The sequence below is a fragment of the Halomonas sp. CH40 genome (genome assembly GCA_041875495.1).
In the GTDB taxonomy this organism is placed as follows: Bacteria; Pseudomonadota; Gammaproteobacteria; order Pseudomonadales; family Halomonadaceae; genus Vreelandella.
Genome location: CP112982.1, coordinates 725,948 through 740,259, shown reverse-complemented (window position 1 = coordinate 740,259; position 14,312 = coordinate 725,948). Strand labels below are relative to the sequence as shown.

Genomic DNA, 14,312 nt, shown 5'->3' with positions numbered 1-14,312 from the left:
CGCTTTTACGGGTTGCCCTGAAACCAATTGTTAAGTTTAACGCGCAACATGGCTTTGCGAACAATCTGAGTTGCGCTTAAGATGTTCAAAATGAGCCGCTGCATGGCCACCTGACCGGTGAGGACGGACGTGCTGATTGCACTCCGTACACCGAAAATCGAGGGCAGCGCTTGACCCACTGTCTTTAATCTCAATAGCCTCATCAATGCCAATAGTGCGACCATTGAAAATGCAGTTTGTCATGGTTGCCATACTTAAATGCCTCCTGATTAGATATACCTAACGCCGCCAACACGCGCAGCTTTGTAGTGGAGGGGAAGCCACAACGAAAAAGCTGTCGCTGTGCTTGGCTTGGTTAGAAGTCGTCAAACCCTGTTGCACAGTATTGCGTCCATATTCGTTACAAATAGCTCCAGATGCTCTATTCGGGTTGCAATCTGTGCCTCATCAATGTCTATTATTCGCCCGTGTCGATTGTAATCTCCGGCGTGAGCAATCTGATGCCGGCGCTCTACTAATTTCCCAACGGATTTTTTGATAGATATTCTGCCACTTCTCCTGGCAGCGTTTTCAGTTATATTGATTAGCCTATAGGGACGGAAAATTTGGTCAATAACGTCGAATTTCTGAGTCGTGTACGACCCATAGTAGTTCTCGATTAATGTCCTAATCCGCCTATATGGCCTGTCCATGCCCAGCAATACAAGCGCCTCTTTGGTGTCCAGGCCTGCATCGTGGAGGAGATCTATTAGCTCTTCATCAGGTCTGTAGCGCTGAAGGTAAGGAACCAGTTTCTCCGAAAAAACATCGGTCACGTATGTGTCGAGCGCCGCAACCGCCAGAACCACCGCGCCACGGACAATATCTTTTGGAGTTGGAACAGCAGCGCCATTTTCTTGGTCGATTTCCTGTAGTTGCTTGTATGAGGCGACCAAAGATTCGCAACGCCTTATTGTTTTCAAGAACTTTGCATGTGCGTTCGATGGCAAAGAGCCTCCTCAGACTTATAACGTTGCCAACACGGGCAGCTTTGTAGTGAAGGCGAAGCCGAAACGGAAAAGCTGTTCCCGTGCTTGGCCTGGTTATGGGGCATTTCGTGCCTGCCGTACTATGGCTGAAAAAAGAAGCGCCATACCCAACAGTAGAAAAATCGTACATGCGCCATATGCATGTCCAGGCCATATACCAAATGGCGTAAACTGGTCACATTGATAACGAAACTCAATATGCTTTGGCGCGGCATACAGATAATAGGCTCCAGTCAATATCGTTAGAGCCAAGAAGAACCAAGAAGAAATAATTAACCAATTGAGTTCCAAAGGACCAGCCTGACCTAATACCTTTTCTCGGAAACCTGCTGACACTCCAATTGCAGCAATGGACAAACTGATAAAGGTTGCAACACTAGATGTGTACAGATGCATAAAATCTTTGTTCACAGCCACATGGTATGCGTAATAGGCTAGCGACTCTGGACTAAGGCTTTTGCAGGTTCCATATTGCTCAAGAACAGTAACGATTGAATCTATTGACATCGTATGACTCCCCAATTGCCGCATAACAGCGTATTAGACAGCGCGCTCTATGATTGGATGAACATGCTGGCACGTTTATCGGGCAAATGCAGCCTGCCTTTTCCGATATAACTGCATGACTCTCAAAAAAATTAATACTTCTTAGGCTGCATTTTCAGAATTCGCGTGCGTGCTGCATTTGCGGTTTCAATAACACTGTATAAAAAGTAAATTTATATTTAACTATTCTCGTTATGTCTGCACTACCCAACTAGTTTAAGACTAGCAGTTAATTTATTTTAATCCCAGCCTTTGGCTAACATCTTTTGGTGGATGTTGGCTGATATAACAGGCTGCTTACAGGGCTCGCCTGCGGTGTTTTGGTGGCTTGCTTTACTAAGCCACTCTACGTTTGAGCCTCTTTTGGCAAGGTCAAAATGGATTCCCGATCACCCCATTCGGGAATGACAGTGTGGGGGTTCTTTCAGGAATGACGGTGTTGAGTGCTTTCGGGAATGAAGGTGTTGGGGGGCTTAACGGCTCTCGCCTGCGGCGAATTGATGGCTTGCTTTACTAAGCCCCCTACGTTTGTGCCTCTTTTGGCAAGGTCAAAATGGATTCCCGATTACCCCATTCGGGAATGACGGTGGGGGTTTCTTTCGGGAATGACGGTGTTGGGGGGCTTAACGGCTCTCGCCTGCGGTGTGTTGGTGGCTTGCTTTACTAAGCCACCCTACGTTTGTGCCTCTTTTGGCAAGGTCAAAATGGATTCCCGATTACCCCATTCGGGAATGACGGTGGGGGTTTCTTTCGGGAATGACAGTGTGGGGTTTCTTTCGGGAATGACAGTGTGGGGTTTCTTTCGGGAATGACGGTGTTAAAGTGCTTTCAGAATGATGGTGTTGGGTGCTTTCGGAATGACGTGACGGTGTTGAGTGCATATTCACTCCTGATGCAGCGGCACGCTGACCAGGGTTTCGAACCATTGCTGGCGGAGGCCTCGGTGTGAGCCGAGTAGGATTGCCAGGTAGGGTTGCAGCGGGTGGGCGGCGGGGAGTGCGTTGCGGTGGCGTTCCAGCGCGGGGCGGAAGGGTTGTTGCTCTGCTGGGTCGTGGAAGCCGGTGGCGTGGTGCTGCAGCCATTCCAGCGGCGGCACCAAAAGCGCGGTGGCGCCGCTGGAAAGCGCGAGGCTGACGCCTTGAACGTCGAAGTCGCCGGCGTAGTAATGTGCCTTGCGGGTTGTCCGCCAGGCTTCAGCCAGGGGCCTGAAGGCACCGCCGTAATGCTTATCTCCCCGGTACACAATCAGAGGTTGCTTTACGTTTTCCAGCGCCAGCCGCGTGGGGTCGAAGTGGTAGAAGCAGTCGAGGTTTTCCACCTGAATCAGCGTGTCGCAGGCGTCCAGCCGGATGCCGCGCCAATCCACATCGTGAATTGCTCGCGATGCCTTGCCCAGCCATTCAGGCTGGTCAGCAGGTGCGTTGACCAGCACCCGCTGGGCTCTTGGGCCTTCACGGTTGCCCTTGTCTTCGTCAAACCCTTCCTTGGCTTGTTCCAGGCTGGTCAGCCCGCTTAGTGAGCGCCCGACCGGCGGCTGCCCCTGGCTGAGCAGGGTGGTGTTGATCTGCTTAATCAGCTCGCGGTCAAAATGCAGCTCTCGGCCATTCAGGCGCAGGCCGGGGTCGATATGGTTTTCATGGCACCAGGCCACCACATCATCCACCCACTGGCGGCGCGGTTTGACCACTTCTGGATGACGGCGCAGCAGATGATCCACTTCATTCAGGTTCTTGCGCGCCCGACCGGACAGTTTCATACCCTTTCCTTTCCTTATGCAATTCCTGCAAAGCGCAGCGCCACATCATGAATCAGGCGCACATCGTTAAAGGGGCTGGCTTTGCTCTCTTCGGGCTGCCAATCAAACGCCTGCTGCTCGTGCTGCCCCAACCCCTGAAACTCGGCAATCACCTGATACAGCCAGATCTCCTCGGGCCAGGCCAGCTCGCTTGCCTGCAGGTACGCCAGGGCGCTGAGGGGTTCATCGGCACTGCTATCGACCACATGCAGGTAGAAATTTTCAACATCCTGCTTCAGGGCCTGCTGCCGAGCAGCCACCATGGCACTTTCTGCCATCACCGTGGGGCCAGCGGCGGCTGTCACCTCAGGAGAGTGCGTCACGCTGGGCAGGTTTTTCAACAGACTGCCCAGCAGGGCCATATCGTGATGGTGATCCAGCGCGGCAGACCCAGCCGCTGACAGCGGTGCCGCACGGTTGCAAAGCTCTGGCACCTCGCTGCGGCGGGCATAGTTGCCCGGCGTGAAGCCTGGGTGTTCGCGCAGAAAGGCGGCCATACCCGACACCAGACGGCTACGTGCCTGCATGCGCCGAAAGCGCGCCATCAGCTCGGTCAGGCGGCTTTGCACTTCGCGCAGGCTGGTGAAATGCTGGCTAAGCTGCTGCTGAAGCTGGCTGATGAGCAGCTTGCGCAGGGTGCCATCGCTACCCACCAGATCAATCAGCTCGTCGAAATCGATCAGCGCCAGGCCATCCAGCAGGCGCACCACCTGCTTTTGGGCACGTTCGTTTTCGCGCACCTTGTCATTCAAGCGGCTGACAAAGCCGAAATCGCTGTTAAGCCGCTGCCACAGGCTATCGATGGCATCGGCAAAACGGCCGTTCAGGTCGTCCACCGTCTGGCGCAGGCGCAACAGCTGCTGTTCCTGCTGCCAGTAATCGCCCAACTGACTGGATTCACGGTAACTGGCGACCTGGGTGCGAATCTGCTCAAGGGTGTCCGCCACATCGGCGTTCACCTGACGACGCGATTCATCAGCCACCATATCGGCAATCAGTTCGCGCATCTTGGGGGTCAGCTTAACGCCGCTATGCTCGTCCGGGCGCCACAGAAGTCGCGCGGCAAGCAACTTGCGCAGGGCGTTACTGCTCAGCCCTTCCAGGGGCACTTCATCCTGGGTGTAGCCTTGCATCAGAACGTCGGCATGGCGCCCAATCAGCGCCAGCCGTTCAACGCCGGTGGTCAGCAAACGGCTTTCCAGCGGCGCATTCTGGGCATCATTGAGCTGGCTCACAGCAGCGTCTCCTGGCTGGCCTCGCCCTGTGTATCAATCGGCAGCTGCTCTTCATCGCGAATAAAGCGCACCCAGTCAATCAGGTAGTCGATCTTGCCGGTGACCAGGTAAACCTGGCGGTCGCTGTGGGGCTGAAGCAAATAGCCGTGCTCTTTCAGGCGCTTGAATACCTGTTTGACCTGGGCATCAAGCTGTTCGCTCTGGGAGCCAAAAAAGCTGTCGGTGGCCAGCCGCTCGATGCGCTCACGCAGGCTGGGGTTGTCTTCGCTTCTGGCCTGCAGCTCGCCGGGCTTGAGCACATCCCCTGGCGCCAGCACCGCATCACGCCCCAGCGCTTCCTGCACCAGCTGCAGCCATTCCAGCAGCGGCAGCAGATGATTGACCGTCTCGTTAAGCTGGCGGGAAAGCTGTTCGCGGGCGGCATCATCCACCTGCCGCCAGGCCAGAAAATACACGCTGCCTTCGTCGTTACTGGCCAGCCGCCGGTTGAGCGGGCGCAGATAAGCATCCAGCGCTTCACGCAGGCTGCCGTCCTGAAGCTGGCGAAACGCGCTTTCATCGCTCACCGCACAGATAAATTCGCCGGCCAGCAGGCGTTCCAGCAGAGGCCCATGGCTGAGCATCCTGGCAAGGTTGATCTCGCTCATGCGGTTACCTCCTCGCTGCGCGCCTTGATGCGGGCGGCCAGCGGGCTCAGGCGCGGCTCAATGCGTTTCAGGCGGCGGATATCCTTATCATCGGCGTCGCGCTCAATCAGGTAGCGGTGGTGGAACAGCATCAGCACGTCCGACTCTGGGTTGGGGAAGGCACCGACAATATGAATACGATTGCTGTCGCAGGCCTCAAACAGTTTCTCGACGTTGTGGTAGGCCAGAGTGCCAATTTCATCAATTGGCCAGTGAATGGCGATCTCGGCCTTGCCGCGCAGCAGCCGGGTGAAGGCCAGCAGAAACTTGCACAGAATCAGGTAGGCCATGCCGTGGCTGGAGGATTCCAGCAGCTGGCGATCATTACGGATAATCAGATCCGCGCCGCCTTCGTTGAGGTGCAGCTCCAGGCGCAGCAGGCTTTCAAAGCTGTATTGCTGATCGTGGCGCAGCAGATCGACCACATCCGCCAGGGCATCCAGATAGTCATCGCTGGGCAGGGTATAGCCCGCCTGCATCCAGTGCTGATAGCGCTGGGCAAAATCCTTGAGTGGCTCCCAGAAGCCCAGTTCGTCGATGGTTGACTGGATCTGCACCTCGGCCTTGGTAATGCCTTCCAGGCGCAGATCGTCCGCCACCTCGTCGGAAAGCCGACGGCTCTGGGCGCTGATGCGGCGGTTAAGGTCACGGAAGACGGTAAAGAACTTGACCAGATCATCGCCAATATTGCGCCCCTGCTGCACCAGTTGCTGTTGCTGGTCTTCCAGCAGCTTGAGCATATCAGCGAGCAGTGGCAGCACCCGGCGAGGGTCTTCGCGATCAGGCAGTTTTTCGCGTTCGCCTTCCAGCATTTCGACAAACCCGCTGCTGGCGCCCTTGATCAGCTGGCTTTCCACCTCCTGACAGCCCCTGCGCAGGGTATCGCGGGCCTCTGCCCGCTGTTTAAGGGCCTGGCGGGCGCGTGCCAGGCGTTCACTGACGTCTCCCGGCGCGTCCTGTTGAGGCGTGGCATCCGCGCTCAGGGCCAACTCATCCAACTGTTTTAGCAGCGGTTTAAGCTCTTCGAGCAGCGCTTCGGCCTGTTGGTAGGTTTCCTGCAATTGGTTGAGGGCCTGGCGATAGCTCGCCTGGGCCGCCTTGAAGGCTTGCTGCTGGTTTTTCTGCTCGCGCTTGAGTTCATCGCAGCTGCGGGTCAGTTCACTCAGCTGCTCAATCAGTTCCGGTTTTTGCTGCCCCCACTCCACGCGCATAAAGCGCTGATAGTTTTCCAGCTCCTCCTGGCGGGCCGCCGTTTCACGAATATGCGTTTCCAGCTGCTGCAGCCGCTGACGGGTATCGCGCAGGGTGACTGGGTCGACGCCACTGGCCTGAAGCTCCTGATCAAAGGCCTGCTCCAGCTCATTGCGCTGGCGCTGGTGTTCACTTTTAAGTTCGTTCAACTGCTGTTTATGCTGCTGCAAACGCGCGGCCAGGGTGTCCTGCTGGCTTTGGGCATCGGCCTTGAGCTCGATAAGCTCGGCTTGATGGGTGGCCTCCAGCTGAGCCTGGGCTTCCTGCTGCTCTTCTTCCAAGGCCTGTTGCACCGCTTGCTGCTCGGCCAGGGCTGTTTCCTGTTCGATGCGACGCTGCTTCTGGGCGTTGGCGTGGCGTTCCTGTAGCTGGTGGCGGGCTTGCTGGGCGTACTCAAGCTCTTCTTCAGCGCTGGTCACCGCCAGGCGAGCCTTGCTTAGTGCCTGCTCGGCCAGGGTGACCTGCTCGCTGTGGCGACGCAGGGTTTTCTGCTTGGCTTCAACGTCTGCTTCTGCCTGCAGAACAGCGGCCTCGGCGGCCTCGATGGCAGCCAGCAGGCTGGCTTCATCCTGAGCGTAATCCGGCAGTGCAATAGCATTCAGGCTGACCTGCAGGCCATAAAGGCTATCGCTCTCAGGCGGGCGGATGGAGGCGTTTTTCACCTCCAACATGGCGGGCGCCAGATCGCGGCGCTCCAGCAGTTCCGGTGCCAGTACTTTACCCAGGGACTGCTCCCAACCGGGGCGATGAAAGCGCAGGAAGTGGCGCAGGCTGCCCTGTTCCGGGTCTTTCTGGCGATGCAGTTCGCGGCTGTGCTGCTGGGCAAGCGCCAGCTGCTGGCGGGCGGCATTGAAGGCGCTGTCAGCCTGTTCGCGGGCACGCTTATGGGTATCCAGTTCCAGGCGCAAGCTGTTGTGATGTTCACGCGCCGCATTGAGCGACCCTTGCGCCTGATCCAGCCGCGCCTGGGCCAGTTCGGCCTCGGCGCTTTCTTCGCGGCTGGGGCCTTGATGCTCCAGTGCCGCCTTGAGCATGGCCAGACGCTGCACACCTTCGGACAAACGCCCCTGAAAACTGGCATCCAGCGTCTGACGCTGCTGCTGATAGCGTTCGGTCAGGCGCTGCTGGTCGTTCCAGTGGGCTTCACGGCGTTGCGCCTGCTCTTCACCAACGGCGTCCAGCTGGGCCTGAATTTCTTCGCTCTGGCGGGCCAGGGTTTCCCCCAGCTCGCGCAGGCGTTCTTCCTTGCGCGCCTGGCTGGCCTCAGCGGCTTCCTGCATCAGCGCCAGATGTTCTTTCAGCTGCTGGCGCTTTTCGCGCTGTTGCGGCAGCGCCTGCAGGTCACGCTCAAGCGCAGGCATGTCGGCGTCTGCATAGGCTTCATAGCGTTGCTGAAGGTCTTCCAGGCTGCGCTCGGCCTGCTTACGCTCACTTTCACGGGCGCTGAGCTGGTCGTTTAACGCATCGCGTGCGGTTTCGTAGTCTTCCTGCTGGGCCTTGAAGGCCGCCTTGTGCTCCTTGATCGCGGCGTCGGTATCTGCGGCATCGCCTTCGGTGCGGTGACGGTCGGCGTCCAGCTGGGGCTTGAGCTGCCACAGCAGGGCCTCAAGACGGGCCAGTTCCGCATCGGTGTCGCGCAGCTCGGCCAGTGCCTGCTGCAAGGGCGCCAGACGCATGGACTGGCGCATCTGGCCGACCCAGCCCCGCGCCTTGTTGCTGCGAATCCGGGTGACCGGCAGTTCCACGCCGTCTTCCTCGAAAATCGCCGCCAGCATGGTTTTGAGGGTATCCATTTTGCCCTCTTTGGCATGCACCGCCGAGACCAGCTTTTCCATATGGCGGATGCGGTGTTCCGGCTTGACCAGGCTGAACTGGGCGGCCATCTGGCGCAGCCTGAGCGCCTCTTTACGGTTGCCGTGAGAGGCCATACCGGGAATCGGGGTGAAGTCATTCTGAATCACCGCCCGATATTCCGAGGTGGCCGTCAGCTTGCTGGAGGTAGCAATGCCGTTATGGCGCAGGCCATTCAGCCATTGCGGATAATCGCGGGCGACCACCCTGCCCTCGCTTTCCAGCAGATAATCTTCAGGCTGGTAAGGGGCCGCCACAAAACGGTATTCCACGCCGCCGTTGGTTCCCCGTGTCAGCACCACCTGACACAGGCTACCCGCTTCACGGCGATATTCGTAGACAAGGTAACTGTTGCTGTTGGGCAGATAGAACGCATCGAATTTCATGCGCGTTTTGGGCACCACCCGATTAGGCAGCTCGCCATAGAACACCGGCACCAGACGCTGCAGGGTCGTCTTGCCGGAGGCGTTGGTGCCGCAGATATTGGTGTGACCATCCAGACTTAACTCGACCACGCCGTCGAGGTGGCCGTGAATCATCACGATACGCAGTAAGTGAGCCATGCCGCATCCCTGGTCATGTCGTTATCTGATAAATCGATTTATTGACCCGACAGTTTACGTCATCACACAAGGGAGCAACATGCTTGAGTGGCCAATTATAGCTTTTGTGCTATATAATATAAACATGATGATCGGCAAGGGAGCGCCGCCATGTGGGATGTACAACAAACAGCTCGATTTGAACAATGGTTCAAAGGGTTGGATGACGTAGACCGACGTAAAGTCATTGTAGGGTTAATGTTACTGGAAAACCAAGGACCTCATCTTCCCAGGCCCCACGCAGATACGGTCAATGAATCCCGCTACGCCAATATGAAAGAATTACGCATCCAGAGCCAGGGAAAACCGCTGAGAGCTTTCTTTGCTTTTGATCCTAAACGAACCGGGATTATTTTATGTGCTGGCGATAAAGGAAAAAATGACAAACGTTTTTATCAAGAGATGATTCCCATTGCTGATGAAGAGTATGAGAAGCATTTAAATTCGCTGACATGAGAGAGACAGCCATGACACGTTCCTTAAAAGAACTACTGGCAGAAGAAAACCCAGAACTTGTAGCGTCTGCTCGGCAGGAAGCGGATCACATCCTGATGGACATCCATTTGGCTGAAATTCGACGTTTGGCCGAAAAAACGCAGACAGAGCTGGCGACAGCCATGGGTGTCAAACAACCGACCATCGCCAAGATGGAAAGAGACGGACAAGATATCCGGCTAAGCTCTTTAAAACGCTATATCGAATCCCTGGGCGGACGCATGCGAATTGATGTCGAGCTGCCGGACGGTAGCCATCATGGTTTCTCTGTCTAGACCGGCATCAACCAGTGCTTGAACGCGGGCAGTTCGCCGCGGACGGCTTGCTGGTAGGCTTGCTGTAGCCGGGCGGTGACGCTGTCGTCAGGGATAGGGGCATCTACGGCGGGGGCGCCTGCCCTGAAGCCGATTTTTCGCCCATCCAGCTCGCGCAGTGGGAGGATTTCGGCGGCAGTGCCGGTGAGGAAGGCTTCGTCGGCGGTGTAGAGTTCATCCCGGGTGATGCGCCGTTCGCGCACTTCAATGCCCAGCGCTTCGCGGGCCAGCTGAATCACGCTGTCGCGGGTGATGCCCTGCAGGCAGGAGGTGACTTCCGGGGTGTGCAGCACGCCATCGCGCAGCAGGAAGACATTGGCAGCCGAGGCTTCCGCCACATAACCTTCCGGGTCGAGCATGATGGTTTCATCAAAGCCGGCCTTGACGGCGGTATTCAGCGCCAGCATGGAGTTGACGTAGTGGCCGCTGGTTTTGGCCCGGCACAGGCTGATATTGACGTGGTGGCGTGCCCAGGAGGAGGTCAGCGCACGCAGCCCGCAACGCTTGGCCTCCGGCGATAGATAAGGCCCCAGATCCCAGGCGGCAATCATCACATGGGTGCTTAACCCTTTGGCCCGCAGGCCCAGGCCTTCTGCACCAAGAAAGACCGTCGGTTTGAGGTAGGCGTTGGTCAGCTTGTTTTTTCGCAGGCATTCCTGCTGGGCATCAATCAGCGCGGCTTCGCTGAAATCCATCGGGATATCCAGCGCATGGGCGCTTTCTGCCAGTCGGCGGGTGTGTTCAGTAACACGAAACAGCGCCGTGCCCTGCTCGCCTGCATAGGCGCGCACGCCTTCAAAACAGCCCATGCCGTAATGCAGGGTATGGGTGAATACGTGAACCTTGGCCTCTCGCCATTCCAGCCATTCGCCATCCTGCCAGATCCAGCCATCGCGATCATAAAGCGGTGTCATGCATTTTGCTCCCACTGTTGGCGCCAGCCATCGATCAGCGCCTGCTGATGCGGCTGTAACGCCTGATAATCCCAGGCGGCAATTTCATCGTTCTGCGGATCGGGCACTGCAATATCACTGCCCGCCAGGGTCTGAATCACACCATGGCCACACAAAGGCACATAGCCCTCCGAGTAACCGCCTTCATGCACCACCACCAGTTTGCCTGCGCAGCAGCGCTCGGCCAGCGCTTTTAGCTGTGCGGTCATTTCAGCAAAGGCGCCGCTGTTGAGCAGCATCTTGCCCAGCGGGTCCTTGGCGCAGGCGTCATAACCGCAGGCAACCACGATCATGTCCGGCGCGAAGGCTTCCATCGCGGGCAGAACCAAGGTTTCCATGGCGTACTGATAAGCCCCCAGCCCACAGCCTGGTGGCAACGGCAGGTTGAGGTTGGTGCTCTTTCCGGCGCCGTCACCCTGCTCGTCAAAATAGCCCGTCTCCAGAGGATAGTTGCCAGACTGGTGAATGGACACGGTCAGCACCTCTGGGTCTGTATAGAAGGCTGACTGCTGGCCGTTGCCGTGATGCACATCCCAATCAAGAATCGCCACCCGCTTGACCTGCCCCAAGGCCCTTGCGCGCATCACCGCCACCGGGATATTGCCCAGCAGGCAGAAACCGCGCCCCTGATCGGCCTCGGCATGGTGGCCGGGCGGGCGGCACAGCGCGTAGGCATTGGCGACCTTGCCCAGGGCCACGTCTTCCACCGCTGCCACGGCAAGCCCTGCCGAATGGCGAGCCGCGGCCCAGCTGCCGGGCATAAAGGGCGCGCAGTCACCGCCGTTCCCGCCCCCGCGGGCATCATCTTCCGCCAACATCTTAAGATAACGTGGCGTATGAAAACGCAGCAGGTCTTCCTCGGTGGCCGCTGGGGGTTTCACAACCTGTAGTTCGTCGATCAAGCCACTGACTTCGAGAATATTCTTCAGCCGCCGCTTGCTTTCTGGGCTTTCCGAAGCAGCCTGCGGTTGCAGAAACTCCCCTGGCGCCGAAAACACCCCAATAGCGCCCTGATCATGCCAGAAGCAGCGTTCATGCCAGTAAAAGCCTGTCTTTATCAACCCTGTCTCACTCATTCAGCCTCGCAGATAACCGCGCATAAAGGCGGTCAGGTTAGCGCTTAGATGCTCGGTCGGATAGCCACCTTCCTGAATCACCACGGTAGGCTGTGTCAGCGCGCTCAACTGCTCGCCCAGGGCCACAAACTCCTCGGTTTCCACGCTTAACCCGGCCAGCGGGTCGTCCTTGTGGATATCCAACCCCAACGACACCACCACAGCCTCTGGCTGGAAGTGGTTGAGCTGCTCGATCAGGGTCGCCACCGCATCCAGATAGGTCTCGCCATTGCTGCCCAGCGGCAGGGGCAGATTAAGGTTGGCACCTTCCCCCTCGCCGCTACCGGTTTCATCGGCGCCTCCCCAGAAGAAGGGGTAGAAATCCGTGGGGTCAACGTGCACCGAGCCCGTCCAGATATCGCCGCGTGTGTAGAAGATATCCTGGGTGCCGTTGCCGTGGTGTAAATCCACATCAATGATAGCGACTTTAGACACTTTCTCACGCAGCACGCTGGCGGCCAGCGCTGCATTGTTGATCAGACAAAAGCCACCGGCGTTATCCGGCCCGGCGTGATGGCCAGGAGGGCGGCACAAGGCATAGGAACGGGCAGCTCCACGCAGCACATCTTCGGCAGCAGCAACCGCCGTTGATGCCGACGCGAGCGCCCCCTGAAAGCTGGTAGCACTCAGCGGGCAGGCCATATCGTGTAGATGCCAGCCTGCCTGCCCGGTGGGGTGGCGCGGATAATGGCGCGCACCGCCACAGGGGTGAACGTTGGGCGCGACCAGCTCAGACGCCCCCGGCATGGCATGCCAGCGCTCATGGATAGTTTCCAGAAACTGCAAATAGCGCGGGGTGTGAATCTGCTCCAGACGTTTGCGCAGGGTCGGGGAGTCAGTTTCTGTCGGGGCCGTCAGGCTCAAACCTGCTGCCGCCAGCCCTTCGCTAAGCAATTCAGCGCGCACCGGCCCTTCCGGGGAAGGCGCCGGCTGGCCACGCAACAAAAAGGTGGGCGGCGCATGCTGCGCCTGATCCGGATGGTAAAAGCATTTCATCAATCGTTCACCCTGTCAGGCGTTAGCCATGTTTTCCCAGGTTTCAATAGCGGCGGCCAGGTCTTCAAGCGAGGCGCCGACTGACTTGAACAGCGTTATCGCTTCATCGCGAGTACGTCCGGGCTTGTCGCCTTTAAGCACTTCGGCCAGGTCGCCTTTGATATCATCAAACGCGAAACAGCCTTCTTCGATTGCCTGGTGAATATCCCCGGCCTCGCCCTTGGCGCCCGCATAGGTATCGACGAAGACATCGGCGCGGCGCAGGCATTCGCCATCGGTTTCGCGCATGGTCGGGCGGAAGGCGCCAATCAGATCCAGATGGGTGCCTGGGGTCAGCCACTCGCCCTTGATCAGCGGCTCAGTAGAGAGCGTGACGCAACTGACGATATCGGCCTCACCCACCGCTGAGGCCAGATCAGTGACGCCTTCGGTGATGAAACGGTCGGCATACTCGGCAGCCACTGCATCCGCCTTGGCCTTGCTGCGCCCCCATACCAGCACCCGTTTGATCGGGCGCACGCTGGCGTGAGCTTCAATCACCATGGGCGCCAGCTTGCCGGTGCCGACGACCAGCAGGGTGTCAGCCTCTGGCTTGGCCAGCACATCGGCCGCCAGGGCCGAGGCCGCCGCGGTGCGGCGGCGGGTCAACTCGCTGCCATCAATGCAGGCCAGCGGTTGGCCGTGCTTGCCTTCGCTTAACAGGTAAAGGCCGGAAATCGCCGGGATACCGTGATCGGCATTCTGCGGAAAGGCATTGACGATCTTGACGCCAATGTAGCCAGCTTCTTCCCAGGCGGGCATCAGCAACATGGTGGCTTCACCATCTGGGCGATGCATGGCGTGGTGATGACGCGGTGGCGATTCAACGCCGTCCACAAAGGTGGATTTCAGGCGCTGGATCAGCCCTTCCCAACCCAGATGACGTTCAACATCGGCAGCAGAGATGACCTGCATATCACGCCTCCGGCAATGCGGCGATAACCATGATTTCCACTTTCCATTCCGGCTTGGCGAGCTTGGCTTCCACTGCCGCACGCACGGGCGGGCGCCCCGGCACTACCCAGGCATCCCAGGCGGCGTTCATATGAGTAAACTCATCCATACTGGTGACCCAGATCTGCGCGGAGACGAGGTGCTCTTTGGAGGTACCGGCCTGGGCCAGCAGGTGATCAATACGTGCCAGTACCTGCTCGGTCTGGCCCTGCATATCCGCTGAGGCGTCCGTGGGCACCTGGCCTGCCAGGTAAACCGTGCCGTTGTGAACGGCAATCTGGCTCATGCGGGCGTTGCTGTCGTGGTAAGTCACACTCATGGCGTTTTCTCTCAAAATAGGGTGAATAGCAATAACACTTTGAGAGTACGAAGTTGCTGGCCATAGCGCTTGCCCCAGACTCGGAACATTTTGCCCGCAAATCCGCTGATACCTGCCAACGGGCCAATACGGC

At 58.0% G+C, this 14,312-nt stretch carries 13 protein-coding genes; 2 read left to right on the top strand and 11 right to left on the bottom strand.

All coding sequences use genetic code 11. The features are described from left to right. Positions 1–365: 365 nt before the first annotated feature. From OR573_03455 to OR573_03430, 6 genes are all read right to left on the bottom strand, one after another. Positions 366–989 carry a HEPN domain-containing protein gene (locus OR573_03455; protein XGA80726.1) on the bottom strand — a complete coding sequence of 208 codons (624 nt, stop codon included), beginning with the start codon at positions 987–989 and terminating at the stop codon, positions 366–368. A 93-nt stretch (positions 990–1,082) separates the two neighbouring features. Next, positions 1,083–1,535 carry a hypothetical protein gene (locus OR573_03450; GenBank protein XGA80725.1) on the bottom strand — a complete coding sequence of 151 codons (453 nt, stop codon included), beginning with the start codon at positions 1,533–1,535 and terminating at the stop codon, positions 1,083–1,085. Between the two features lie 922 nt (positions 1,536–2,457). Further along, positions 2,458–3,330, bottom strand: a complete 873-nt coding sequence (locus tag OR573_03445) for a hypothetical protein (protein XGA80724.1) — start codon at positions 3,328–3,330, stop codon at positions 2,458–2,460. 14 nt (positions 3,331–3,344) lie between these two features. Beyond that, the gene (locus tag OR573_03440) at positions 3,345–4,604 is read right to left on the bottom strand and encodes a hypothetical protein (GenBank protein ID XGA80723.1); all 1,260 of its coding nucleotides are present in this window, start codon (positions 4,602–4,604) and stop codon (positions 3,345–3,347) included. Continuing rightward, the gene (locus tag OR573_03435; protein ID XGA80722.1) at positions 4,601–5,251 is read right to left on the bottom strand and encodes a hypothetical protein; all 651 of its coding nucleotides are present in this window, start codon (positions 5,249–5,251) and stop codon (positions 4,601–4,603) included. The genes OR573_03440 and OR573_03435 overlap by 4 nt, the downstream gene beginning before the upstream one ends. Beyond that, positions 5,248–8,955, bottom strand: a complete 3,708-nt coding sequence (locus tag OR573_03430; GenBank protein ID XGA80721.1) for an ATP-binding protein — start codon at positions 8,953–8,955, stop codon at positions 5,248–5,250. The genes OR573_03435 and OR573_03430 overlap by 4 nt, the downstream gene beginning before the upstream one ends. 150 nt (positions 8,956–9,105) lie before the next feature. Here OR573_03430 and OR573_03425 point away from each other — a divergent pair, with 150 nt between their 5' ends. Next, positions 9,106–9,450 carry a type II toxin-antitoxin system RelE/ParE family toxin gene (locus OR573_03425; protein XGA80720.1) on the top strand — a complete coding sequence of 115 codons (345 nt, stop codon included), beginning with the start codon at positions 9,106–9,108 and terminating at the stop codon, positions 9,448–9,450. 11 nt (positions 9,451–9,461) lie between these two features. Continuing rightward, positions 9,462–9,764 (top strand): helix-turn-helix transcriptional regulator, encoded by a 303-nt coding sequence (locus OR573_03420; GenBank protein XGA80719.1) that lies wholly within the window; start codon positions 9,462–9,464, stop codon positions 9,762–9,764. Here OR573_03420 and OR573_03415 read toward each other — a convergent pair. The 5 genes from OR573_03415 to OR573_03395 are packed head-to-tail and all read right to left on the bottom strand — an operon-like array spanning position 9,761 to position 14,179. Beyond that, entirely contained in the window at positions 9,761–10,717 is a 957-nt protein-coding gene (locus OR573_03415; GenBank protein ID XGA80718.1) for a branched-chain amino acid transaminase, read from the bottom strand. The two genes, OR573_03420 and OR573_03415, sit on opposite strands and share 4 nt — an antisense overlap. Further along, a complete protein-coding gene (locus OR573_03410) occupies positions 10,714–11,817 on the bottom strand; it encodes a class II histone deacetylase (GenBank protein ID XGA81653.1) in 1,104 nt (367 codons plus the stop codon). The genes OR573_03415 and OR573_03410 overlap by 4 nt, the downstream gene beginning before the upstream one ends. Before the next feature lie 15 nt (positions 11,818–11,832). Then, complete coding sequence (locus OR573_03405; protein ID XGA80717.1) at positions 11,833–12,867, bottom strand: histone deacetylase family protein; 1,035 nt, start codon at positions 12,865–12,867, stop codon at positions 11,833–11,835. A gap of 15 nt (positions 12,868–12,882) precedes the next feature. After that, a complete protein-coding gene (locus tag OR573_03400; protein ID XGA80716.1) occupies positions 12,883–13,821 on the bottom strand; it encodes an ornithine cyclodeaminase family protein in 939 nt (312 codons plus the stop codon). A 1-nt stretch (position 13,822) separates the two neighbouring features. Then, positions 13,823–14,179: a RidA family protein gene (locus OR573_03395; protein XGA80715.1), complete on the bottom strand. Its 357-nt coding sequence runs from the start codon at positions 14,177–14,179 to the stop codon at positions 13,823–13,825. Positions 14,180–14,312 lie beyond the last annotated feature (133 nt).

Excerpts from the sequence above, each read along its gene's own strand:
- OR573_03420 (XGA80719.1), top strand. The coding sequence starts at position 9,462 with ATGACACGTTCCTTAAAAGAACTACTGGCAGAAGAAAACCCAGAACTT.
- OR573_03395 (XGA80715.1), bottom strand. The coding sequence starts at position 14,179 with ATGAGTGTGACTTACCACGACAGCAACGCCCGCATGAGCCAGATTGCC.
- OR573_03435 (XGA80722.1), bottom strand. The coding sequence starts at position 5,251 with ATGAGCGAGATCAACCTTGCCAGGATGCTCAGCCATGGGCCTCTGCTG.
- OR573_03450 (XGA80725.1), bottom strand. The coding sequence starts at position 1,535 with ATGTCAATAGATTCAATCGTTACTGTTCTTGAGCAATATGGAACCTGC.
- OR573_03430 (XGA80721.1), bottom strand. The coding sequence starts at position 8,955 with ATGGCTCACTTACTGCGTATCGTGATGATTCACGGCCACCTCGACGGC.
- OR573_03400 (XGA80716.1), bottom strand. The coding sequence starts at position 13,821 with ATGCAGGTCATCTCTGCTGCCGATGTTGAACGTCATCTGGGTTGGGAA.
- OR573_03405 (XGA80717.1), bottom strand. The coding sequence starts at position 12,867 with ATGAAATGCTTTTACCATCCGGATCAGGCGCAGCATGCGCCGCCCACC.
- OR573_03425 (XGA80720.1), top strand. The coding sequence starts at position 9,106 with ATGTGGGATGTACAACAAACAGCTCGATTTGAACAATGGTTCAAAGGG.
- OR573_03445 (XGA80724.1), bottom strand. The coding sequence starts at position 3,330 with ATGAAACTGTCCGGTCGGGCGCGCAAGAACCTGAATGAAGTGGATCAT.
- OR573_03415 (XGA80718.1), bottom strand. The coding sequence starts at position 10,717 with ATGACACCGCTTTATGATCGCGATGGCTGGATCTGGCAGGATGGCGAA.